At 44.6% G+C, this 25,833-nt stretch carries 18 protein-coding genes; 3 read left to right on the top strand and 15 right to left on the bottom strand.

Annotation, left to right across the window (positions count from 1 at the left end):
• The first annotated feature begins 274 nt into the window (after positions 1-274).
• The 3 genes from ACR3I3_RS07920 to ACR3I3_RS07930 all read left to right on the top strand — a co-directional run bounded on the left by ACR3I3_RS07920 (position 275) and on the right by ACR3I3_RS07930 (position 9,516).
• A complete protein-coding gene (locus tag ACR3I3_RS07920) occupies positions 275-4,609 on the top strand; it encodes a PGF-pre-PGF domain-containing protein (protein WP_440951724.1) in 4,335 nt (1,444 codons plus the stop codon).
• 219 nt (positions 4,610-4,828) lie between these two features.
• Positions 4,829-5,725, top strand: coding sequence for a PGF-pre-PGF domain-containing protein (locus ACR3I3_RS07925; protein WP_440951725.1), 897 nt, complete (start codon positions 4,829-4,831; stop codon positions 5,723-5,725).
• Positions 5,726-5,967: 242 nt separating this feature from the next.
• Positions 5,968-9,516, top strand: coding sequence for a PGF-pre-PGF domain-containing protein (locus ACR3I3_RS07930; protein WP_440951726.1), 3,549 nt, complete (start codon positions 5,968-5,970; stop codon positions 9,514-9,516).
• 65 nt (positions 9,517-9,581) lie between these two features.
• Here the strand turns inward: ACR3I3_RS07930 and ACR3I3_RS07935 are convergent, their stop codons facing one another.
• The 15 genes from ACR3I3_RS07935 to ACR3I3_RS08005 all read right to left on the bottom strand — a co-directional run bounded on the left by ACR3I3_RS07935 (position 9,582) and on the right by ACR3I3_RS08005 (position 25,813).
• Positions 9,582-10,391, bottom strand: a complete 810-nt coding sequence (locus ACR3I3_RS07935; protein WP_440951727.1) for a response regulator — start codon at positions 10,389-10,391, stop codon at positions 9,582-9,584.
• A 185-nt stretch (positions 10,392-10,576) separates the two neighbouring features.
• Positions 10,577-11,887, bottom strand: a complete 1,311-nt coding sequence (locus tag ACR3I3_RS07940; RefSeq protein ID WP_440951728.1) for a TldD/PmbA family protein — start codon at positions 11,885-11,887, stop codon at positions 10,577-10,579.
• A gap of 1 nt (position 11,888) precedes the next feature.
• Positions 11,889-13,220, bottom strand: a complete 1,332-nt coding sequence (locus tag ACR3I3_RS07945; RefSeq protein ID WP_440951729.1) for a TldD/PmbA family protein — start codon at positions 13,218-13,220, stop codon at positions 11,889-11,891.
• On the bottom strand, positions 13,213-15,126 hold the full coding sequence (gene lonB / locus ACR3I3_RS07950) for an ATP-dependent protease LonB (RefSeq protein WP_440951730.1): 1,914 nt from the start codon (positions 15,124-15,126) through the stop codon (positions 13,213-13,215). Before lonB ends, ACR3I3_RS07945 begins: the two co-directional genes overlap by 8 nt.
• A 460-nt stretch (positions 15,127-15,586) precedes the next feature.
• A complete protein-coding gene (gene purE / locus ACR3I3_RS07955; RefSeq protein ID WP_440951731.1) occupies positions 15,587-15,976 on the bottom strand; it encodes a 5-(carboxyamino)imidazole ribonucleotide mutase in 390 nt (129 codons plus the stop codon).
• Positions 15,977-15,990: 14 nt separating this feature from the next.
• Positions 15,991-16,278 carry a chorismate mutase gene (locus tag ACR3I3_RS07960; protein WP_440951732.1) on the bottom strand — a complete coding sequence of 96 codons (288 nt, stop codon included), beginning with the start codon at positions 16,276-16,278 and terminating at the stop codon, positions 15,991-15,993.
• A gap of 15 nt (positions 16,279-16,293) precedes the next feature.
• Entirely contained in the window at positions 16,294-17,157 is an 864-nt protein-coding gene (locus ACR3I3_RS07965; RefSeq protein ID WP_440951733.1) for a shikimate kinase, read from the bottom strand.
• Positions 17,158-17,208: 51 nt separating this feature from the next.
• Entirely contained in the window at positions 17,209-19,140 is a 1,932-nt protein-coding gene (locus ACR3I3_RS07970) for a hydantoinase/oxoprolinase N-terminal domain-containing protein (RefSeq protein ID WP_440951734.1), read from the bottom strand.
• 312 nt (positions 19,141-19,452) lie between these two features.
• Entirely contained in the window at positions 19,453-21,372 is a 1,920-nt protein-coding gene (locus ACR3I3_RS07975) for a hydantoinase/oxoprolinase N-terminal domain-containing protein (RefSeq protein ID WP_440951735.1), read from the bottom strand.
• A 168-nt stretch (positions 21,373-21,540) separates the two neighbouring features.
• The gene (locus ACR3I3_RS07980) at positions 21,541-22,137 is read right to left on the bottom strand and encodes a HemK2/MTQ2 family protein methyltransferase (protein WP_440951736.1); all 597 of its coding nucleotides are present in this window, start codon (positions 22,135-22,137) and stop codon (positions 21,541-21,543) included.
• A 4-nt stretch (positions 22,138-22,141) separates the two neighbouring features.
• Entirely contained in the window at positions 22,142-22,954 is an 813-nt protein-coding gene (gene rsmA, locus ACR3I3_RS07985) for a 16S rRNA (adenine(1518)-N(6)/adenine(1519)-N(6))-dimethyltransferase RsmA (RefSeq protein WP_440951737.1), read from the bottom strand.
• A 17-nt stretch (positions 22,955-22,971) separates the two neighbouring features.
• On the bottom strand, positions 22,972-23,568 hold the full coding sequence (locus ACR3I3_RS07990; RefSeq protein ID WP_440953772.1) for a DUF655 domain-containing protein: 597 nt from the start codon (positions 23,566-23,568) through the stop codon (positions 22,972-22,974).
• Between the two features lie 73 nt (positions 23,569-23,641).
• Positions 23,642-23,995, bottom strand: a complete 354-nt coding sequence (locus ACR3I3_RS07995; RefSeq protein WP_440951738.1) for an RNA polymerase Rpb4 family protein — start codon at positions 23,993-23,995, stop codon at positions 23,642-23,644.
• 163 nt (positions 23,996-24,158) lie between these two features.
• On the bottom strand, positions 24,159-24,455 hold the full coding sequence (locus ACR3I3_RS08000) for a 50S ribosomal protein L21e (protein WP_440951739.1): 297 nt from the start codon (positions 24,453-24,455) through the stop codon (positions 24,159-24,161).
• Between the two features lie 65 nt (positions 24,456-24,520).
• A complete protein-coding gene (locus ACR3I3_RS08005) occupies positions 24,521-25,813 on the bottom strand; it encodes a tRNA pseudouridine(54/55) synthase Pus10 (protein ID WP_440951740.1) in 1,293 nt (430 codons plus the stop codon).
• Positions 25,814-25,833 lie beyond the last annotated feature (20 nt).

The raw sequence follows: 25,833 nt of genomic DNA on the forward strand, positions 1-25,833 counted from the left end.
TTATTTTAGAATGATATTCTTTTTGGTTTTTTTGCATGGAGTGCTCGATATTCTTATAGGTGAGGATCTCTTCTTTTGTTGATTTGGACGCAATTAATAGAACTTATTATTTAGATCTAAAAAATAAGTATTCTACTAATATTAATATTTACAAATTTATTTTTTATGAAAGGACATATAAGGCTTCGATATCATACTGTTAATTGATAAACTACAGCTTTCCAACAATAACAAGAATATTGGTGGTACTTCTTTGTTAGTAGGGGGGGTTGAGTTGCAGAGTACAACTATCTGTCATATCGCTATCATTTTAGTGATCGCAACATTATTTTCGGCTTTGGCATTAGCTGACGAAACGCTTCCACCTGGAAGTGTAACCGATCTGGGCGAGACCAGTGTCAGTGCTACTTCCATTACATGGGAATGGACCAATCCTTCAGACAATGATTCAAGTCATATTATGATCTATATTGATGGTGTTTTTATCACCAATGTTTCTGTTCCCGATAATTCTTATACCGCTGTCGGTCTCGACGATTCCACCACATACCAGATCGGTACCCGAACCGTGGATACTTATGGTAATATAAACAACGAGATGGTCACTGACAGTGCAACTACTGATGATGCAACCGATCCTGTGATCAGCAGTGTAAGTCTTAGCACAACGACTCCCGATACCGGTGATCCTGTGGTGGTGACTGTTGATGTGACCGATAATGTAGCTGTCAGCAGTGTCAGTGCTTCCGGTACCTCTCTTTCTCATCAGAGTGGTGTTCGGTGGACAGGTACTATCACTGCCGCTGAAGGCACTCACATTGTCACTGTTGTAGCAACCGACAGTTCAGGGAATAGCGCTTCGGACAGTTCTGCCAGTTATACTGCCACCACTCCTGATACAACCGATCCTGTGATCAGCAGTGTAAGTCTTAGCACAACGACTCCCGATACCGGTGATCCTGTGGTGGTAACTGTTGATGTGACCGATAATGTAGCTGTCAGCAGTGTCAGTGCTTCCGGTACCTCTCTTTCTTATCAGAGTGGTGCTCGGTGGACAGGTACTATCACTGCCGCTGAAGGCACTCACATTGTCACTGTTGTAGCAACCGACAGTTCAGGGAATAGCGCTTCGGACAGTTCTGCCAGTTATACTGCCACCACTCCTGATACAACCGATCCTGTGATCAGCAGTGTAAGTCTTAGCACAACGACTCCCGATACCGGTGATCCTGTGGTGGTGACTGTTGATGTGACCGATAATGTAGCTGTCAGCAGTGTCAGTGCTTCCGGTACCTCTCTTTCTCATCAGAGTGGTGTTCGGTGGACAGGTACTATCACTGCCGCTGAAGGCACTCACATTGTCACTGTTGTAGCAACCGACAGTTCAGGGAATAGCGCTTCGGACAGTTCTGCCAGTTATACTGCCACCACTCCTGATACAACCGATCCTGTGATCAGCAGTGTAAGTCTTAGCACAACGACTCCCGATACCGGTGATCCTGTGGTGGTAACTGTTGATGTGACCGATAATGTAGCTGTCAGCAGTGTCAGTGCTTCCGGTACCTCTCTTTCTTATCAGAGTGGTGCTCGGTGGACAGGTACTATCACTGCCGCTGAAGGCACTCACATTGTCACTGTTGTAGCAACCGACAGTTCAGGGAATAGCGCTTCGGACAGTTCTGCCAGTTATACTGCCACCACTCCTGATACAACCGATCCTGTGATCAGCAGTGTAAGTCTTAGCACAACGACTCCCGATACCGGTGATCCTGTGGTGGTAACTGTTGATGTGACCGATAATGTAGCTGTCAGCAGTGTCAGTGCTTCCGGTACCTCTCTTTCTTATCAGAGTGGTGCTCGGTGGACAGGTACTATCACTGCCGCTGAAGGCACTCACATTGTCACTGTTGTAGCAACCGACAGTTCAGGGAATAGCGCTTCGGACAGTTCTGCCAGTTATACTGCCACCACTCCTGATACAACCGATCCTGTGATCAGCAGTGTAAGTCTTAGCACAACGACTCCCGATACCGGTGATCCTGTGGTGGTAACTGTTGATGTGACCGATAATGTAGCTGTCAGCAGTGTCAGTGCTTCCGGTACCTCTCTTTCTTATCAGAGTGGTGCTCGGTGGACAGGTACTATCACTGCCGCTGAAGGCACTCACATTGTCACTGTTGTAGCAACCGACAGTTCAGGGAATAGCGCTTCGGACAGTTCTGCCAGTTATACTGCCACCACTCCTGATACAACCGATCCTGTGATCAGCAGTGTAAGTCTTAGCACAACGACTCCCGATACCGGTGATCCTGTGGTGGTGACTGTTGATGTAACCGATAATGTAGCTGTCAGCAGTGTCAGTGCTTCCGGTACCTCTCTTTCTCATCAGAGTGGTGTTCGGTGGACAGGTACTATCATTGCCGCTGAAGGCACTCACATTGTCACTGTTGTAGCAACCGACAGTTCAGGGAATAGCGCTTCGGACAGTTCTGCCAGTTATACTGCCACCACTCCTGATACTACTGCCCCTTCCAGTGTAATTAATTTAAGGGAGACCAGTGTTACCGGAACTTCCATCACATGGGAGTGGACAAATCCTTCTGACAGTGATCTCAGTCATATTATGATCTATATTGATGGTGTTTTCATCACCAATGTCAATGCTCCTGGCAATTCATATACTGCTACTGGTCTTGATGACTCTACCACCTACCGGATCAGTACAAGGACTGTTGATACTGAAGGTAACATTAACACTGTCCTGATCAGTGACAGTGCAACCACTTCTGATTTAACTGCACCTGCCGGTGTAACCAATTTAAGAGCAACGACTGTTAGCACTCGTTCCATAACCTGGGAGTGGAATAATCCTTCTGACAGTGACCTCAGTCATATTATGATCTATATTGATGGTGTTTTCATCACCAATGTCAATGCTCCTGGCAATTCATATACTGCTACTGGTCTTGCTGAATCTACCACGTACCGGATCAGTACCAGAACTGTTGATACCAGTGGTAATATCAATACCGTTTCGGTCAGTGATACTACAACAACCCTTGATCGTTCTGCACCATCAAGTGTAACCAATTTAAGGGAGACCAGTGTTACCGGAACTTCCATCACATGGGAGTGGACAAATCCTTCTGACAGTGACCTCAGTCACATTGAAATTTATCTTGATGGCGTTTTCATTACCAATGTCAATGCTCCTGGCAATTCTTATACTGCTACCGGACTTGCCGAATCTGCCACTTACCGGATTGGTACAAGAACAGTTGATACTAAAAGTAACATCAATACAAACTGGATCAATGATAGTGCAACAACCCTTGATCTGACCGCACCATCTGGTGTAACCGGCTTAGGTGAATCCAGTGTCAGTTCCAGTTCCATCACATGGTCGTGGAATAATCCTTCAGATAGTGATTTCAGTCATACGAGGATATATCTGGATGGTGTTTTTAGAACCAGTATAAGTGCTCCTTATAGTTCTTATACTGCTACCGGACTTGATGGGTCCACCACGTACCGGATCAGTACCCGAACTGTTGATACTAACAATAACATCAACTATAACTGGGTCAACGATAGTGCAACAACACAATCGAATGCCAATACTGATGAGAGTTCCTCCTCCACCGGAGGCGGTAGCGGAGGTGGCAGCAGTGGCACCACGGGTGAAGTCTTTGAGAACATAGACGCAAAAGATGTTGCATTAAGACATGTAGTAAGAGATATTGAAAATTCGTTTACGTTCAGTAATGAAGATATTGATATTACTTACATCAACATCTCAACAGATTTGAATATGGGAGATATAAAAGCAATAGTTGAGTCTCTCAACTCGAGATCTTCGATGATCTCAACTCCGCCGGAAGGCAGGGTGTACAAGAATATCAATATATGGGTAGGTGATGAGGCACTTAAGAACAGACTGATAGTTTCTGATGTAGGATTCAGAGTTGATCGTATCTGGCTTGAGGATAACGATGTTTCCGAATATTCTGTAAAGTTAAGCATCTACCGCAGCGGTGACTGGTATATTCTGCCTACTGAAAGGATCGATGAGGATGATGGGTACGTCTACTATGAAACAGATACCTCAGGTGATCTGTATTCACACTTTGCAATAGTTGAATACATAGAAAGTAAACCAGTTTCATCAGATACCACTGAAGAAGCTGTTATTGAAGTTGATCTTATTCCTGAGCCTGTTAAGGAGGATCCGGCATTAGTTCCGGAAAAGGGCCCTGTTATTGCTGCAACTGAATCTGAATTAAATGATTCCGGGATGAATGTGATGTTTGCTGCAATACCGATATTCCTGGTGCTCATAGTTCTGTCCACTTCGTATGTTGGACTATCAAAAAAGCAGCATCCTAAGACAAAGAATGATGGTTCTGTCCCCGAAGATGAAAAGCAAGTTTCAGAGATGAATTATTCTGAAGCTGCTTCAGACAGCACAAAAGATCAGAAGATCATAGGCCAGTCCTTCAAAAAGGTGCCGTCTGGTAAAATAAATCGAGATCAGGCGGGCGCTGTAAAAGGAAAGATCAAGGCAGAGAATGAGTCAAGAATTAATTCAAATGTCATCAACAAGCACTAAAATTCGGACCATGATCTGGATTTTGTCTTTTCGATTGGGAAACCCGGACCTGTGAAAGAGAATATATGCTCTTAATATCATATTAATAACTGGTAATACTACATTTCCTAACATGATATACATTAATGGTACTTCTTTGTTAATAGGGGGGTTGAATTGCAGCGTAAATGTATCTGTATTTTTATTATCTTTTTATCGATCACAACATTATTCTTGTCTTTGTCAATAGATACTGCTAAAGCTGAAGCCTTTGAGAACATAGACGAAAAGGATGTCAGAGTAATTTATGTGATGAGAGATCTTGAAAAATCGTTCACATTCAGGAACGAAGCTCTTGATATTACCTACATTAATATTTCAACAGACCTGAATGTGGGTAATGTAGAGGCAACAGTGGAATCTCTTAAATCAACCTCTTCAATGGTATCAGATTCGCCGGAAGGCAGGGTGTACAAGAACATCAATATCTGGGTTGGCGATAATAAACTTAAACAAAGACTTAGAACTTCTGAAGTGGGATTCAGGGTTAACCGCACCTGGCTGGAAGATAACGATGTTTCCGACCACTCGGTAAGACTAAGTATTTATCTGCGTGGTGACTGGAACATTTTGCCGACAGAGAAGATCGATGAGGATGATTGGTATATCTACTATGAGGCAAATACCTCCGGTGATCTGCGTACACATTTCGCAATAGTTGAATATGTGGAAGAAGAACTTGTTTCTTCAGATGTTGTTGAGGAAGGTTCTGATTCAGATCTTGCAAATGAGGAGTCAGCATTAGTTCTGGAGGAGGGTACGGATATTGGACAAAGCAAATCTGAAGAACTGGATTTTTCGAATGTAAATATGTTCTTATTTTTGATACCGATACTTATGGTGCTTTTAGTATTGTCCAGTTCGTATGCTGGCAGGGTAAAAGAACCAGATGATAAAAAAACAGGTCCCTGCGTAGGTCTGGAGGATACAGGGCAAGTTGAAGTTGCCGATGTTTCGGAAATAGATTCAGATATCACGAAAGATCATAGGATCTCCGGTAAAACTGCTGAAAATGAATCTCATGATGCGACAAATGAAAACAAAGCTGTTGACATCAAAAAAAGATCAAAAAAATGATCGATTCCGGTGTTTTCAAATGTGGACCGTAAAACCAAAAAAATAAAAAGTGATAGTGATCCTGACTTTGATCACTTACTGGAAAAGCGAACCATGAACTAATATTCATGTGGTTAAATATATATAATTATCTTTATTATATAATGTGCTCAACTATACCGGAACATATGGTGGTTAATACTTATTGATAAGGGGGTATCGGGTTGCATAGTAAGAACATATGTTTTTTCATTATTCTTTTAATGCTAGCAACACCGTTTCTCTTTTCAGCATCAACACCCGCTTTAGCTTCAGAAATGGAATTATCTGAAAATTCGAATGTATCTTCATTTAAGAGTGGGGACAGTTATATTTCTGATATCTCTACTGATGGACGCTATATCCTGCTCAAAGCTGCACGATTCAATACTGAAGAAGTTTCTTCCACTGCCATTTTGTCAACCATGGAAAGCACTTCTCTCTCAACATCAGGGGACTACTATATAGTTCAGTTCAAAGGGACTGTAAAGGAAGAATGGAAGCTGGATGTAAGGGCTACAGGTGCAATTATTTATGATTATATTCCAAATAATGCTTTCATCATATTCATGGACACTTCTGTGAAAACAGAGCTTTATGACCTTGAATTCGTACAATGGATCGGCCCTTATCTTCCATCATACAGGGTCAGCCCTCATCTCTCCTCACTATCTGATGAATATGGTAAGGTCGATATCGTTGTGATGATCTTCGATCCGGATGATAATGAGCGTATTTCAGCTGAAATCTCCGGATTTGGTGGTGAGGTTATTGATACATCAGGAGATATGATCAGAGCAAGGATCGATATAACAAGTGTTCCTGAGATCGCAGCTTTGAATGGAGTGAGCTGGATAGAACAACACCTTCAGCCTGTGATCTTAAATGATGTCGCTGAAGGTATTATCAATGTTTCGTATGTCCGTGACACTCATGGTCTGACTGGTAGTGGCCAGATCATCGGAGTAGCAGATACCGGATTAGATACTGGCTTCAATAATGGCTCCATGCATGATGATCTTGAGGGAAGGATAGTGGGGCTGGTCGACTGGTCGGATAATGGTATGGGTGATTACAAGCTCGGATTCTATTTTGATGGGCATGGGACGCATGTTGCCGGATCTGCTGTAGGCAATGGTTCCTCATCACAGGGAGAATGTAAGGGGATGGCTCATGAAGCCGGTTTGGTTTTCCATGCCATTGAAAATTCGGATGGCAGTCTGAACCTGAGTTCCACAAACATTCCACTGATCTTTCAGCAAGCGTATGATCTGGGAGCAAGAGTACATAGTAATAGCTGGGGTAATAACAATCCTTCTCTGTACGGAGCCTACACATCTTATTCCGAAGCTGTAGATCAGTTCATGTGGGAGCATCCTGACTTCTTAATTCTTTTTTCAGCAGGTAACAGCGGGGCTGAAACCAACACAACGATCCCCCCGGGAACTGCAAAAAATGCGCTTACTGTTGGTGCATCAGAGAGCTATCGGGCCGATAAAGGTCCAACTGCCGATAATATCGATGAGGTCGCTGTTTTTAGTAGCAGGGGTCCTACGGACGACGAGAGGATAAAACCTGATGTTGTAGCACCGGGTACATGGATAAATTCGACTGCATCTTCGCTTGTGTTCACTGATAATTATACATTTATGAGTGGTACGAGCATGTCGACACCAATAACAGCAGGAGCCGCTGCTCTTGTAAGACAGTACTATGTCCAAAATGAGTCCATCTCTCCAACAGCTGCATTGTTAAAAGCGACACTAATAAACGGTGCGGTGGATATGGGTCAATCTCCTGATGCTCAGGGATGGGGACGCGTTAATGTCTTGAACTCGCTTTACCCGGAGGCGCCAGGAAGATCATACTATCATGATAATATCAGTTTAGATGAAAATGGATCCTGGAATGCCAGCTACTACCTTAACAATAGTTCAGCAGTTCTTAAAGTAACGCTGGTATGGACCGATCATCCAAAATCACCGGCCTCTGAGCCAGCTCTGGTAAATGATCTGGACCTGAATGTGACAGGTCCCGATGGGACCTACTCTGGAAATAATGGTGATCACACAAATAATGTCGAACAGGTTGAAATTGTATCCCCTTCCGAAGGCTGGTATGTAGTTACGGTAAGTGCATACAGTATTCCCAATGGACCACAGCCATTTGCACTTGTACTTTCAGGAGCATTGAACAATGATACAACAGCTCCGGCAATCAACAGTATTGTTCTCAATAGCAGTACTCCTGACATAGGTGACCCTGTCCTTGTAACTGTGAACGCAACCGATAACGTTGGTGTAACCAATGTCATAGCTTCCGGTATTGAACTGTTCTCACAGGGTGGTAACATCTGGACCGGTACTTTCACAGCTCTTGAAGGTACTCATTTCATCAATGTCTCTGCTATTGATGCTGCAACAAACATTGTCTGGAATAATTCTACGAGCTACATTGCTGTAGCACCGGATACAACGTTTCCTGTGATCAACAGTATTGTTCTAAATAACATCACTCCTTACATAGGTGATCCTGTCCTTGTAACTGTGAACGCAACAGATAACGTTGGTGTAACCAATGTCATAGCTTCCGGTATTGAAATGTTTTCACAGGGTGGTAACATCTGGACCGGTACTTTCACAGCTCTTGAAGGTACTCATTTCATCAATGTCTCTGCTATTGATGCTGCAACAAATATTATCTGGAATAATTCTACGAGCTACTATGGTATAATGCCTGAGGAAGATCTTCCTCCTGGAAACATTACAGACCTTACAGTAACTTCAATAACGACAAATTCCATCACAATTTCCTGGTCTGTTTCGGGGGATACATATCTGACAGAGATATGGAGGAACAATGAGCATATTGTGAATGTTACCGGAACTACATATACGGATCAGGCTCTATCTCCGAATGCTACTTACATTTATGGTTTAAGACCTGTTGATAGTATCGGAAATGCGGGTAATTGGTTCAATGCTACGGTTACCACCAATGAAAAGCAATCTACTTCTGATAGCAGTTCCTCCGGCGGGGGTGGCGGAGGTGGGGGTAGTGGCTCTACAGGTGAAACTTTTGACAATATCGTATTCAAGGATGTGAAGACAAAGAATATCATAGGTGAACTTTCGATCAGCTATGTCTTCGATGATGGCCAGAATCCGATCAGGTACATCAATTTTTCTGCACTGAGGAATAGCGGAAGAATTTCAACAACCATCGAGTTGCTTAAAAACAGGTCTGAAATGGTCGATACAAATGCCCCGGGAATTGTTTATAGCAACCTTAACATCTGGGTCGGCAAATCAGGGTTTGCTACGGAAGATAACATTGCTGATCCTGTAATAGGTTTCAGGGTAGCAAAGGACTGGTTGTCAGGAAATGGAATAAATGAGAGTTCAATAGTAATATATCGCTACACTGAAAACAGATGGCAGGCTCTTGATACCCGGGAAGTTGGAGAAGACGGCTCACACTTCTACTTTGAAGCAGAAACCCCCGGATTCTCACCATTTGCTATTGTAGCGGATGTTGAAGATGTTGCTAAGGCCGAAGATACCATTTCAACAGAAGAAAGTAAAGGTATCGTTAATGTTTCCGGTACTGTCACTATCGATGAAAACTCAGGAGAAGAAGCCAGCGTAACCGGACCTGAAGAAACAACTGATCCCGGTTCAAATATGGTGTTTATCGTAATAGTGATTGGTATTGTTCTTGTATTGCTATCTATTTCGTACGTACTGCTATCAAAAGGACATCATGATAAATAAATGGATGAATGAATAATGGATGAATGAATGATCGGGGAAAATAGATTAAATTATTAAGGTCCCTCTCACATTCTTTCTTTGTAGATAAGGTTCTCGATCTTTTTCCTTTCGGAAATATCACTGAAGGTTATCAGTACACCTATCAGTTTGTCGTTCTCGCTTTTGATAGGAGATCCTATTATGTCGACAGGGATTTTTGCGTTGTTCTTTGTGACAAGCAGTGTCTGGCTTGCCAGTCCGTAGAATGCCCCTTCGTGAATTACTTTCTCAACAGGATCATCAACAGGGTTGCCGGTGTCTTCACTTTCGACATAGAAGATGTCCTTTAATGGTTTTCCGAGGATCTCATCCTGCTTCCAGCCGGTAAGTGCTTCTGCAAAGGGGTTCATGAACTTCACATAACCGGTTTGGTCTGTGGCGATCATGGCATCGCCTGTGTTGTTCAGTATTGCAGTAAGCCATTTCTGGCTTTCTTTCAGTTTGTTTTCCATTTCATGCTTGTAGAGCGCGATCTCGATGTTGGTACGAAGTTCACTTTCCTCAAAGGGCTTGAGAATATATCCGAAAGGCTCTGTCAGTTTTGCTCTTTGCATGATGCTTTCGTCAGCATATGCGGTGATATAGACAAGAGGGATATCATAGTTGGTATGGATATGGTCTGCGGCTTCCACACCGTCCATTCCGTCCTTTAGCATGATATCCATCAGGACAAGGTCCGGCAGATCCTCTTTTGAATCTTCCAGGACTTTGAGAGCTTCCCTGCCACTATATGCTGGGATTATATCATAATCATATGATAGGTATGCAGTAAGCAATTCGACATTATCAGGTTCATCGTCGACTACAAGTATTTTAGTTCTGCCATTCTCAGCCATATTAACACCTAGTGGACAGTTTTCCGGTCCGGACCAATTATTGTTTATGCAAGTGCTCCACTCATGATAATTTCCAATTGAGCGACATTTACATTTAAACCCTCTTACCAATATAGTAATGAACAATATATAATAATTACTATTATTGGCTATAGTTATGCTTGCTATTGATATTGTTTCTATCGTTATCCCACAATGCTCATGTTTGCTATCTTCAATGAGGGTGTCACTGTTCCACCGACCTTGCGAACATCTGCACCTGCACCGGTGACGTTGCTGAGCATATCAAAGATATTCCCTGAAAGCATCAGTGACTTGATGGGTTTGTCTATTTCCCCGTCCTTTATTGTGAAAGCATTTCTGGCTTCAACCGAGAAATCCCCGGAGATAGCGTTTGCAGTGTGGGCACCGATCACTGTATTAATGAAGATGCCTTCTTCAGTTTCCCCTATGACATCACTTTGAGGATATTCGATTATAAGGTTCCGCGAGCCTACTGAAGGAGTTGATGCGTAGGAGTGACGCACACCGTTCCCTGTGCTACGTGTCTTATCCTTTCCAGCAGTATAACTGTCATAGAGGTAGGATCTGAAGGTTCCTTTCTCGATGATGGTGGTTCTCTGGGACGGAGTTCCTTCCTCATCTGAGATCGAGGTCTCAATGCCTCCATGGAGTGTTCCATCATCGATCATTGTAAGTTCTGATGTTGCGATCTTCTCATCGATCTTCCCTATGAGCGATGATCTCCCCTTCTGTACATTATCAGCATCAAGAGAAGGTTCGAATGTATTTCCAATAATATCGGAAAATGCGAATGGATGGAGTATCACATTAGTCTTCTGCGGTTCGATGGATATTCCGTTCTGAGATCTTAAGGCAAGCTCTGCTGCATTTTTCCCGATCATGAAAGTATCAATGTCAAGAGAACGTGATACTTCGAAGTCGTATGCAGTGGATATATCTCCTTCTGTTGTGATAACATCAACGAAACCGGATACGCCTGTTCCTTCATCGGTGACCTCGACACCGTTTGTGTTCATTATCATCTGTTTGGTTATCGTTGTAGAAAAGCTTCCGGAGGTTGTGGTGATGTTTGGTATGGAGAGTGCACCATTGATCATCTCTCCTGTAAGTGATATACATTCTTCCAGTCCGAGCTCATCGATACGCCTATCGAATGTTCCTGAAACTTCCGGATATTTGGAGTTAGAGGGCAGTGCTGTCCAGTCGGGGTCACTTTCCCTTACTTTCGCAGAGCTGATGGCCACTTTAACAGCATCATCGATGCGTTCAACTGTATTTGTGCTTGCAAATCCCACCGCACCGTTGACAATAGTACGAATTCCTATTCCTTCACTGACCCTTTCTTTGCCGGATTCTATTTTCTTTCTCTTCAGGTCGGCAGTTATGGACCGGTTTCGAACAATGAATACCTCGGCTTCATCGGCGCCCATCTGTTCAGCCATTTTCAGTGTCTTTTCAGCAAGATCGAACATATCAGGCCCCTCCTACAAGTGCTTTTGAAATGGATATGTGTGGCGAACCGTCCGAGACCGGTGCAAGCTGTCCTCCTTTGCCACATCTTCCGGAATGCATTTTTAGGTCGTTTCCTACCAGTGTGACATTGTTGAGGATCTCAAGGGTCTTTCCGGAAAGGGAGACATCACGAAGTAATGTTGTCACTTCCCCGTTCTCCACAAGATAGCCTTTTTCAGCATTGAACTGGAATATTCCTTCTCCTGTGTTGACCTGGCCACCGCGTGAACCTGTAAGGTACATTCCGTTCTTCACTTCTTCCAGCATTTCATCGAAATTAGAGTCCCCGTTGTTGATATAGGTGTTGCTCATCCTGACGATAGGTTCTGAATATCCCTGTGCACGACAATTTCCGGGTGTTCCTCCAATAGCGGCTGCTGTCTCTCTTGAATGTAAGTATGAGTTCAAAACGCCATCTTTTATTATGTCTGTCTTTGATGACTGCACTCCCTCGGAATCAAATGGATAGTATCCGTACTCATGAAGTGTAGGATCATCTATTATATTGATAAGCGGTGATGCGATCTGTTCACCGATGCGGTCTGCAAGTATGGAACTTCCTTCAAGGACGAGGTCTGCTTCGGAAGCATGTCCAACTGCCTCATGGGCAAATACTCCTGCAAGTTCCGGGTCAAGTATGACCGGAAGTGTACCACCCTTTGCAGCTTTAGCACCGAGGAGTTCCACGGCTGTCCTGGCTGCTGATCCTGCAAGGGCAAGAACATCATTCTTCTCGAAAAGCTCATAACCGGAAACACCAAAACGGCTTTCTCTGCCTACCTGATATGCTCCTCCTTCACTTGCAACTGCACTGATAGCAAAACCGGTTCTTATGAGGTCGTATTCACAATCGATACCCTCGGAATTGATATACTGGATCCTCACAGAGGTCTCCGAGTATACTGCAGATGTACTGCTTATTCCATCGATCTTCGCATGATCATCAATATCTTTCAGTAACTGGACTTTTTCTTCTATAGGGATGTCCTGTGGGTCGATCTCTGCCACAGGCAGGTTCTTTACAACAGGTTGTTCCGCAGGCTCGAGTTCGACTTTCTCTTTTGGGGAGATCGTGTTCATCTGCTCTGCGAGCTTTGAAGCAGAATTGATGGCATCCTTTATATCAAAATTACCTTCTGCGGTGGTAAATCCCCAGGAGCCACCGCATAATGCGCGGACTCCGCAACCCCTGCTGTAATTTACCGATATCTCTTCAATATTGCCGTTGTCAAGGACGATCGAGGTGGATGTACCATCGATCACCCTGACATCGTAAAAACAAGTTTCAGACATTGTCGCTTCCTGTGAGCGCTTCCATTTCTGTTTTTGGGATAGCGTTCATCTCGGTAAGTTTCCTTAGCTTTTCAACAATATTCGCTTTGTCCGGACCAACAAGGCTGTGCTCGATAACCTCGGCGATAGTTGTTACAGGTATGATCTCGACCATGTCCTTGTAGTTCTCCTCGATGAGGACATCAGCTTCGTTGGATTTTGGAATTATGACCTTCTTGATACCTGCCTGCGCTGCAGCCTCTATCTTGTAGGTTGCACCGCCAATCGGAAGCACATCTCCTCTTACAGATAGTGAACCTGTCATAGCAACGGTCTGGTCGATCGGGATGTTCTCCATTGCAGAGATAACAGCGGTTGCAATTGATATTGATGCACTGTCACCTTCCACACCTTCATAGGTTCCTACGAACTGGATGTGGATATCGTGATTGATCACGTTCTCACCTGTCACGTTCTTGATGACGGCTGAGACGTTCTGGACAGCTTCCTTTGCTATGTCTTTCAGCATACCTGTGGCGATAACGTGTCCTTCGTCAGCAGATTGTGTCGGTGTGACCTCTGCCATGATAGGAAGCACGATACCTGAGTCTCCGCCCATTACCGCAAGTCCGTTGACCCTTCCAACAGCCGCTCCTATCTTTGTGAAGAGCTGGTAGTCCTTACGTCTCTCCAGATAGCTGTCTGCAAGCTGCTGTTCGATTGAACGTGCGATCTTCTTTGCTGCAAGGACATGCTTTGCAGTTGTGACCTCTGCGTTCTCTGAGTGAGCAATATCTCCGGCGACCCTGACGAGTCCTCCAAGGTCACGGAACTTAAGTGTAAGATGGCCTTTACGACCGGCCCTTCTTCTTGCTTCCCTTATGACCTCGTTCACAGCTTCCTTGTCAAATGGAGGGATGTGCCCGTCCCGTACTACTTCTTGTGCTACGAAGCGTACAAGGGATTTCCTGTTCTCAACGGTATCTTCCATGGAATCCCTCATGAAGATCTCGTATCCGTATCCTTTGATACGTGAACGAAGTGCAGGGTGCATCTTTTCCATTGCATCGAGGTTACCTGCTGCAACCATTATGAAATCACATGGTACAGGCTCTGTCTTGACCAGTGCACCGGAACTGCGTTCTGACTGACCGGTAATTGCATACTCTTTCTCCTGCAGAGCTGTGAGCAGGCTCTGCTGGGATTCAAGTTTCAGGGTGTTGATCTCATCGATGAAAAGGACACCTTTGTGTGATTTGTGTATATCTCCACTCTCGACCCTGTCGTGTGAAGGTGTTTCAAGTCCACCCGACTGGAACGGGTCGTGCCTTACATCACCAAGGAGTGCACCGGCATGTGTTCCGGTCGCATCGATGTATGGTGCGTGTTCTTTCTGGTAATTGGAAACGATGAGCTTTGGTATCATCATCTCTTCTTTTGGCATGAACTGTCTTGTCAGCATCAGTATCATGATGGCTGCAATGATACCCCATAATAGCTGGCCGACGTAGAAGGAGTACATCACGATACCAAAGACCAGGAACATCATCAGCATGTTGCGTGACTGGGCTTTCTTGCGTGACTCCATCTTGTGTGCCATCACGATCTCCCTGCCTTTTCCGGCAGGAACTTCCCTGATCTTTGGGTTATTATTGTCTTCAGGATTTGGATATGCCAGTATATCCTCAAGTTCTTCCTTTGGCAAAAGTTCAGCCATTGCCTTTGCGAGCATTGATTTTCCGGTACCCGGAGTACCTATCATCATTACATGACGCCTTTGGCTGGCTGCCTTCTTTACAACTTCAACGGCGTGGTCCTGCCCGATGACCTGGTCTATCAGCAGTTCAGGTACATCTATTGAACTTGTAGTGTTAAAGTCTTCACCGAAAAGTTCGGTTTCTTCATTAGCAGTCATTTCGTTGTCCATGGTTAACTCACATTTTAAACAGTATGATATGCAGTTGTCTACAGGAAATATGCCAGAATACAATTATTTTAGAGAATTTTCGCTATTATTATACTAGAGGCATTCAAGTAAATATATTTAACTATTTCAAACCTGTTTGAAAGGTATGGGTCGGTCTGTTTTCAGTTATTTCCTTATATATGCCTGACATTGATGTTCGCATATATAAATTTAAGAAAAGTATTATCAAGTTCAGTCAGTTAAAATTTACTTTTCTATCATCTAAATAATTCCAGATCAGCTGTTCCGACAAAATCAATAAATACTAATTCAAAATGATCATCAGGGATCAATGGTCCGTGGTTAATGATCTGAGGCTGATATATTGTTGCTAAAAAAAGTAGAATGAATGGGACAGTTATCCTGTCCTGTTCCTTTTTGTTTTAGAGCTTAATACTTTTTGATCGTTCTGGCCAAGAGATCATTCAATAAGGTCGAGAATCCTTATTGCAAGTTTTGCTGCATTTGCACCGTTGTCAATACCAACGCTGGCAACAGGCACTCCCGGTGGCATCTGTACAACAGAGAGCAATGCATCAAGTCCGCCAAGTTTTGCACTGACCGGTACGCCGATGACAGGTTTCATTGTCTTGGAAGCAATTACTCCTGGAAGTGCGGCTGAAAGTCCTGCGATGGCAATGAAGACCTTTGCATCACTGGCAGCTATGTGTTCCTCAAGTTTTTCAGGGTCGCGGTGTGCAGAGATCACGTTTACTTCGTATGAATATTTTGTTTCATCGAGTACTTTTGTAACACGTGTTGCTATTGCGTGGTCTGACTCGGAACCCATTAATATTGAAATATCTACCATATTTAATTCTCCTTTCAGGGAAGGTTTCCTTCCCCGCTAAGTTCATGCTGACGCTCAATACTCATCCTGATAAGGATCTCAAATATTTCTTTTACGGCGCCTGTATCAAGGTTTTTTTCGGTTGCAAAGTTTGCAGCTCTCTCAAGAACTACATGGTTCTGCGCATCATCATTGATAGAGCGGTGTTCTTTCTTCTTGCTCTCTAACACTTCTTCTGCAAGATTTGTCCTTTCAGCGATCAGTTTTATGATCTCCTGATCGAGCTTCTCGATCTTGCTTCGAACTTCATCTATAGCGGTCATGTTCACCCACGTAAATTAAAGTTTCATTAAACCTTCATTATTAATCTTGGTATTTATGACTTTTCCGCTCGTACCGCACTCTTCCCAGATCTTTATGAGTTTTGCTGCCTGATTTTTCTCCACAAGTGCAGAATACGCAGGTCCCGTCCCCGATAAACTTACTCCTTTGACTCCAATTCTCAGTGCGTCCATCATTATATCGGTACTAAAACCAAGTGCACCGCAATAGAGAAAACCGTTAAGCGTCATGGCCTTTTCATATTCTCCTTCAAGTGCAAGCTCGTATGCCATATCGACCCAGGGTGCTATAAGCTCGGAATTCTGAACATTTGTCTGTGAACTGAATGACTGCCTGTCAGGTGCAAAAATGACCACGTCCATTTCTTTCTCTGCACGCTTTATCAGTTTGTTCTCCCTGTTATCTGTCACGACGATACCGCCAAAAAAAGAAGCACAGGCATCATCAAGTGCGCCTGTGATGGTAACACCTGCATCCTTTGCAGCCCTGACACCAAGAAGTACGGCATCCATTGGTTCCATTGTTTCGCCAATGGCATCAAGGGTTGCGAGGATCGTTGCATTAGCAGCTGCACTGCTGCTTTTCAATCCGCTTGCCAGAGGGACTTCACTTCTGGTATGGACAGTGCCCCCCATCTCAATATCAAAATGCTGAAGTACAAGCTCCACTGATCTTTCGATCAGCGTGGTGTCACCCTGCGGTACATTCTCAATTGTGCCTCTTATGGTTTTGCTGTTATTTGTAAGTTCAACATCTGCAAAGGTCTTCAGGTCAACCCCGAAAGCTGCTCCTTTCCATGTTGCGATGGCGTTAATGATGGTTCCTGCACCAAGTGCATAGGCATGTCCTGTGAGTGTCATATCAAATTCCCGGGAATAGGATACGGGATTTTGATATTTAAGGGTATGACTTTATTTTTTGAGCTCGGCAATGCCCATAAAGGCATACTTTGTTTCCAGAGGAACTCCTGTATTCAGCGGGTTGATGACCTTCTTTGTCACTTCTATGCTGATATTTCCGTCATCAAGCTCTGCATCCCGCATGTATTCCATGACAAGTTTGTGACCAAGTTCTTCGGCAAAGGCAATTGCTTCCTCGTAGTTGTTCATCTCGTGTTTTCCGATGGGTGAGAACACCGTGATGGATGTTGGCTTGAGGTTGTACTTTGATTCGCCAAAAGTTGCCCTGATAAGGAGCTCTATCCTTTTCACACCTTTTCCTGCAAGGGCACCGATTGCGTTTCCGACCTCAGCATGTTCGGGGAGAACGATCCTTGCATCCACGAACTTCCTGATCTCCTCTGTGTATGCACGTACAGGTCCTCCAAGCAGTACTACCGGCACATCGACCTTGAACCCTGCGAAGAAATTGCCGTCAAGTCCTTTTTCGATCTCCTTTGGATCGACGGTCTCCATAAGGTAGGATAATAGGTTCAGGGCCATGTTCTTTGCTACCTTCTCCTTGACAAGGGCACAGAGTTCCTTTACTTCCATTTCTGCGAATATGCACATCTGTTCTGCACCGAGGATCGAAGCTTCAGTATTCCATTCATTGTAGTCCCCAAGGACATGTAAGGCATCAGTAGGTGTAAATCCTATGGCCTGAATGAGCCTCTTCTGTATCAGGCTGTCGAGTAGCATTGGTGATGGCATTTTACTGCTTTCCCAGTAGATCTCACTGATGGAAAGGGGCTCTTCACCTATCCTGTTGAGAAGCTCTTCTTCTCTTGTTGTCAGCTCAATGGGCTTCTGTCCGGTCCTGATAAAGAACTTGGTGGGCTGGAGGTTCTCACCCAGCTGGGTCCTGGATACAGATTGTTTTTGCTTCAGCTTGTCTATGATCCTTGGGTGTTTTGCAGCTGCAACGCAGAGTGGGATGACCCTTCTTGGCCCTATGCTGATAACGTGGTTCATGACCCAGACATGACTATCTCCTCCCATTGCGGAGGTTTCCATCTTGATGGCTTCCACCTTTGTCTGCCATCCACCCACAATGGCTCCGGAATCGGAGATCTGTGGCAGTCCATTTACCGTCAGGGAGACATCGGTACTTGTACCGCCTACGTCAATTACCACACAGCTTGGTTCTTTTGAGAGGTAGGATGCCCCTACAAGGCTGGCAGCAGGTCCGGTAAATATGGATTCGATCGGGTGTTTGAGTGCTTCCTGCATTCCCACAATGGACCCATCACATTTTAGCATCATGAGCTTTGCCTTTATGCCCCGGCGTTCGACCTCCGAAGCCACCGTGCTCATGAACTGATTGGTTATCGGAAGCAATTGTGCGTTCAGGAATGCTGTGATCCCCCTGTCGTACGCACCAAGTGACTGGGACAATTCATGACCGCAGACAACAGGCATTCCGGTAAGTTCAGTAATGACCTCCTTTACACTAAGTTCATGTTCAGGGTTCCTGACACTGAAATAGGATGAAACGGCAAATGCTGAGACCTTGTTCTTCACACTCTCGACGAACTCCTTTACAGACTCAATGTCCAGAGGTGCGGTCTCATTACCTCCTGAACTGTGTCCTCCTTCGACCGAGATATAATATTTTATGGCAGAGTTCCTTGGTGGCTCTGTATTTCCAACAAGGATAAGCCCCACCGGGTAACCTGTCTTTTCGAGGATGGTATTGGTAGCAAGTGTCGTGGATACCGATACAAGCTCTACCTGTTTGAGAATTGACTGGTCCAGTGCATCAAAAGCATTCTGTATACCTATCAAAAGGTCAGGGTAAGTGGTCCTTGCTTTTGTAGAATCAATAATCTTTCCGTCGGCGTCGCTGATAAGAACGGCGTCAGTGTAAGTTCCTCCTGCATCAATACCAAGACTGTATTTCATGATCTTTATTCCTTCATGGTGAATTATTTTGTGTTGATTATCGAACTTAGATTAAAAATGTCATATCATGCTATCCGAAATATGCGTTTTTATCAGTATCATAAACCTGATCTTTATCCACATCAATATCAGAATCGTTAGTCAGCAAATTAGGATTTGTTTCTGCTATATGAACATTCGGATTTAGTTGTGAAGTTTAAGAAGTTGTGTAATAATGAGCACTTTCAATATAATTAGTGATAGCCTGCCAGTTGTTATTCCTTTGAGATCTCGGCAGGCTACATCACCTATTACTTTTGTTCTATTTTGTTCTCAGACATCTCTCTTTGGTGTGCCGATACCCACGAAGATAAGTTTAGTCTCCAGAGGGAGGCTGTCACCATGCATAGTTATATCATTCCTTGTTACTTCTATGCGTACATCCTCTGCATCCAGCCCTGCTTCTTTCATATAACCAAGGACAAGTTCCCTTCCCAGTTTGTCTGCATACTCAAGAGCTTCCGGATGTGTCTGGAATATCTTGCGCTGGCCCATGGCGAACACGATGTTACTTATCTTTGATTTCTTCCTTACGTTCTTGATAAGTATCTCGATCCTCTTGATTCCTTTTCCTACAAGGGCTCCTGCAGCATTACCTACTTCGGAATGCTCCGGGAGTATGACATCCGCATCAATAAGGGCTCTCACATCCTCTACGTAGGCTCTTACAGGTCCTCCCAGGAGTACCACAGGAATGTCAAGTTTGAACTTTGTGTGGAAATCGCCTTCAATGACCTTCCTGATATCTTCCGGTTCAACATTTCTCAGAAGATATGACATGAGGTAGATAGCCATGTTCTTTGCAACTTCATTCTTGACCTCCTGGCAGAATTCCATCTTGCTCTGGTGTGTCATCCGGCTAAGGATGGTGGCAGCGATGTTAGAAGCCTCGGTGTTCCATTCTGTATAATCACCAAGTACGTGAAGTGCATCTGTTGGGGTAAATCCGATAGCCTGTATAAGCCTTTTCTTGATCAGCGAGTTCAGAAATGCAGGTGAAGGGAGTTTATCAAGAAAGATTCCATTTATTGATACGGGCTCGTCACCTATCCTTTCAAAGATCTCTTTCTCAGAGGGACTGAGCTCTGATGTTGGTTCCTTTCCTGAACGAATAAAGAACTTGGTGGGCTGTATATTATCACTTAGCAGCATTCTTGAAGGGACCCTTGCAGTCTTCAGTTTTTCTAGAATTGATGGGTACTTTGTTGCAGCCACACATATCGGTATAACTCTTCTGGGTCCGATGTTCGGTTTCTGGTTCTTTATCCAGATGTGGCTGTCCCCGCCCATTGCCGATGTCTCCATACGGATAGCTTTGACCTTTGTCTGCCAGCCACCGACTACCGCTCCCTCCTCGCAGAGTTCAGGCAGTTCGTTCTCTATCATCGATACGTCGGTACTCGTACCTCCGACATCGATGACCGCACATGTCTTTGCTTTGCTGAGGTATGCAGCTCCTACAAGACTTGCTGCAGGTCCTGAGAAGATCGATTCAATGGGCTTTTCCTTTGCTTCATCGATGCCCACCACAGAACCGTCACATTTGAGCATAAGGAGCCTTGCTTTTATGTTCCTTCTTTCCATTTCAGCTATGATGGTCTCTATAAAATGGTCTGTGATCGGGATTAACTGGGCGTTAAGGTATGCAGTGATGCCACGGTTATATGCGCCAAGGTCCTGGGATAGCTCATGTCCGCAAACGCATGGTAGTCCTGTCAGTTCTTTGATGAGTTCCTTTATCTCAAGCTCATGCTCAGGGTTGCGGATGCTGAAATAGGAGGAGATAGCAAACGCAGAGACTTTGTCCTTGTTCCTGAGCACGAATTCCCCGACCGAATCGATGTCAAGTTTTCTCAATTCCTCTCCGTTAGGGCCATGTCCGCCTTCAACAATTAGGTAATTATCAACGGAATGATTCTCGGGTATTACATAATCTCCTGCCATTATGAGGGCAACCGGGTATCCGGTATCTTCCAGAATCGTGTTCGTGGAAAGTGTTGTGGATACGGAGACCAGCTTTACATCTTTGAGGTACTCCTGGTCCAGCCCGTCAAGTGCGTTCTGGATCCCTGTCAAAAGGTTTGGGTAGGTTGTTCTTGCTTTTACAGAATCTATGATCTCGCCATCTGAATCCCTTATTATGACTGCATCAGTGTATGTTCCGCCTGCATCGATACCCATGCTGTATTGCATATTAAATCACTCCTTTTACTCCAACTATCTGATCTGTTTCGCATGAAGGCTATCATATAGAATGAATTTGGGATCTTCCCTAAATACAGATGGTATGGACTCGTATATAAGAGTTGTGCGAAATATGTACAAAACCTACGTTTCCGGGAAAAACGGATGGTATAAATATCAGGGCTGGAGAGTCCCTCTCAGGACTACCAGTTCTTCAAAGAAGCAGTTATTATCACTGCCACAGTCATCAACTTTGAACCCCTGCTCTTCCATGTGTTCCCTGACCTGTTCGATGCCAGTGAGCGAGGATATAAGGATAAGTACCATTCCGTTGTGGTTGAGGTATTCAGGTACTTCTTCAATGAAACGGTTTACAGAATCCCTGCCGTCAGGTCCGCCGTCAAAGGCATAATTAAGCCATCCCGGGACCTTTTCATCTTCTGCAGTGGGTAGGTATGGTGGATTGAAAAGGATAAGATCGAACTTTGTTCCGGTCCTGAAACAATTGAACATGTCTGCCCTGATGACCTCGACGCTGTTGGACCGTGCACAAGCGGCTGCAATAGGGCTTATCTCGGTAGCGATCAGGTCAACTTCAACATTTGTCTGAAGGACCGCTGAAACGAATCCGGTGCCTGCGCCGACCTCCAGTACTTTCATTCCGTGCTTTGCATTATCAATTGCAACATCGGCAAGCAGGTAGGAATCTTCGGCAGGATCGTAGACCTGTTCATCAAGTTCTATGTCTGCGTTCCGGTAGTTGATCGTAACCATGGTCTTACATCTTGTTCTTCATTCTGCAGATCTGGTTCGCGATATCTGCCAGTTCATGTGGCTCGAGGTTCTCGGCACGTTTGCTAATGAGCTCTTCCGGTAGTTTATTGACTATCTGCTTGATGTCAGGTACTTTCAGCAAATGGTTGCCTTTGACAATCGAATTCCTGAGCTTTTTACGCCTCTGGAGGAAGCCGGCTGTCACAAGGTTCAGGAAGAATTCCGGGTCATCAACCTGGAATGGTGCCGGACGTGGGACTATCTTAACGACCGCAGACCAGACTTCGGGAGGTGGTGAGAATGCGGAAGGGGGTATCTTCATTATGACGGATGCATCGGCAAAGTAATAGGTGTTTACTGATAGCCTGCTGTAATCTTCAGTATTGGCTTTAGCGACCATCCTCTGTGCGAACTCATACTGGTACATCAGTATGCCCAGTTCAAAATCCTGTTCAAAGAGCTTGAAAGTAATGGGTGAGGATATGGAGTATGGCAGATTTGCAACAACTTTGTTGAACTTCGGAAGATCGACCTTCAGCACGTCGCTGTGTATGACCTCAAGTTTTTTGTTTTCCGGGAAACGGTCATGAAGGACATCCACAAGCTGCGGGTCAAGCTCTATGACTATGACCTTTCCTGCCTTTTCAAGAAGTCGTTCTGTAAGGTTCCCGATGCCACCTCCGATCTCAAGGACAACATCATCTTCGGTTAGATTTGCCTCTTTGACAATGGAATTCAGGATCCTTTCATCTATCAAAAAGTGTTGGTCATGGCATCCTCCGCGGATGCCATATTTCTGAAGAATTTTTCTTACCAAGGCTATTACACCTGTGCTCAGTCATTTTTTGGACGATAAGGTGCTGCTGTAAAGAGCCTGTATTTGATGTTATCATCTTTAAGCTCTTCAAGTATGCGGTTCACCAGTATCTTTTCCGGAGTATGTACTCCTCCTACCCTGTCATGAAGGTCATTAAGGCTCTTGAACTCGCCTTTCTTACGCTCGTCGATTATAGCCCACATAAGCTTCTTTCCGATACCTGGCAGAAGCTCAAGCATATGCAGCCTTGTTGTTATTGGATGTGCGTCGTTGAAGAACTTCACGAACTTCTCTTCCTGGTGTCTGACGCATTCCTCAAGTACATGGGGTAGTTCAAGCTCTGCACCATGGCTCAGGTCTGCATAGTGAATCCTGTGTTTAACGTGGTCGATAACATCGCGTTCCCCGTCACCAATGTAAACGCGGGATTGTATCTGTGGACTTGTACCCTCTTTTGGAACAAGCTCCATAAGTACAAAATGTTTGTCACCAATTGCCTGGACCAGAGGTTTCTTCTGGTACGATGGGCGCTTGTCTGTTGTACTGCCGTATGGCAGATAATCAAGAATCCATGCGTAATCCTCTTTATCAGGTGATGTTCCCCTCTTTCTCATAGTATGTCCTCCCGTATGTTGTGCATCGATGATGGAACTTACATTTTCCATCAAAAAAAAGTTAAGTATGAAATTATTCCATTGACTCGAGGACCAGACCCAGGATCGTATCCAGTTCTTCTTCGGTCAAAGTAAATCTTTCTTTTGCGTATAGTGCCCTTAGCTCATCTCTGCTCTGAGGTATGATATCAGCAATGTGTACTGCTATATCAGGTTTCATTTTCTCAAGCTCGAGAAGTTTGTTCACAAGTTCTCTGGACTTTTCTGCACTGATCCTTGCGAACATATCTGCATGGTTGATGGCCTTGCGTAGTTCATATCCCAGTTCTTCGCCACGCTCCGTGCGCTCTTCCATTATACTATTAAGTATTTCCTTGACTTCGGGAACAGTCAATAACTCTTCACTCTGAATTTGTTTGACTATCATTAAAATACACTCTTTGAAATTAAGTATGATTACTGTTGTTAGGGCTACAGATGTAGCAGAAGTAATCTCTCAAATAGATGTCTACATAGATATATCTAACGATAATATCTATCGGTGTCCTAATGAGTCAGTGTCCAGACTATTGCTAGCCTGGAGCATCAACTTAGTTGTATTTCTGTGGTTTAAGGTGCTGTGGCAGGGAGATGATCTCTTTCATGGAGTTTCCATCCCTGACCTGCAAAAGGTAAGCCCTTCCACGCTGTCCGGTGACCTTAGCGGTCTTTCCCTGGAACTTTGGGTTTGGCATTCCCTTCTGTACGCTTGGGTCAATGTCGATGTGGACCATCTGTCCTGCATCGAATTCCTGAATGGCCTTGCTTACAGGGGAGAGTCCTCTTTCCCTTACAGTCTTCTTCAATTTGTACCTTGTACAGCATCTTTCACCGTGTGATGTTGGCATTATTTTCCTCCGTTGTTCAGGTCGTGGATAAGACCTATGTTTGATTAATCTGATGGTTTGCCGATTTAGATATCGACTCCGATAACATCCAGCTCGGCAACAGTTGCCTGTGTTCCGATAAGCCCTGTAAGGCTTGGCACTGTTCTGCCTTCGTCGCCGGATACAAGTTCCTTGACATAAAGACCACCCTCGCAATGCACCTCGATCATTGCATAGTCTTCTGTCAGTTCGTTAAGCTTCATGTCATGAACAGTTCGCTTACGTACCAGATCTGCCCTTCTGTGGGACACGCGCTGTGGTGTTCTCTGGCCGATCTTTGCACCAATAAGTTCGTTGATCGCTGATCTGAGCTTCTCTTCTGGAATTTGCTCTTTGAATGTAACTTTAAGGTTATAAACTTTATCCGCCTTTGAGGTTTTCAGAACCTCGATAGTGCCTTTCTCTGTAAAGGTCAGTCCTGTTACTTCGATCTTGCCATCAGCGCGCTCGTTGATCTGTTTCTCAACTTCCTTCAGGTCACATGTCCTGAGCATTGGCTCGACAGCTTCCACAACGAAAGGTCTGCCTGTACCAAGCATCAGTGCATCGATGTCCTCGCGTCCTGCACCGTGGAACTTAGTGTCCTTGCATTGAAGTGCTTCGATAACAGGGTCTTTGGTAAGTTCATCGACGGATTCAGGGTACTGCTTTCCGGTGTCGTTGCATGCCTCACATCCTCTTCCTTTGCATGAGCGACATGGCCAGCGGGTCTGCGGGATGGTACGTACGAACTTCCTGTACCTTCCAAGGATGTAGACCGACCTGATCTGAAGAATTACTTCATCATTGGCAAGGTCAAGTGTCACAAGTATATCAGGTGTCTCAAGCTCAACCTCTTTGTTCGTCCTTTTTGCAATGAGTTTTCCCACTTCACGGTTAAGTTCTGACTTGAGCTGCTCAGCATGGGTGGCTTCGGACTCGGTCCAGAGGATCTCCTCGTTCTCGCTCAGGAGCCCGCTCATCTTTGTTCCCACAAGGAATGTGGAATACTCATAGTCCTTTAATGCATTCTCGGCCTTTTCAGCCCAGTCATCCAGTTTCTCAAAAAGTCCCAGGCATACCCAGCATTTCTCATCTTCGCCTTCTTTTCTCAGTGATTTGCGGGCGTTGACACTTGAGCTGCTCAGCTCTTCAAGTATCTCCTTATCGCCTTCATCTTTCCTCAGGCGGTCGCCTTCCATAGCAAGTGCCAGCTTTACGGCACTTCCTCTTTCATCATTGGTAAGTCCTGTGGAGAGCTTTGCGAACTGTCTTCCCATACAGTGGTCACAAATAGGTCCTTCCAGGATTATCTTCTTTGCAGTATCGAGTATGTTCACCTGTTCACTTCCTTGTTCCT

The organism is Methanococcoides mangrovi, assembly GCF_052057775.1.
GTDB lineage: Archaea > Halobacteriota > Methanosarcinia > Methanosarcinales > Methanosarcinaceae > Methanococcoides.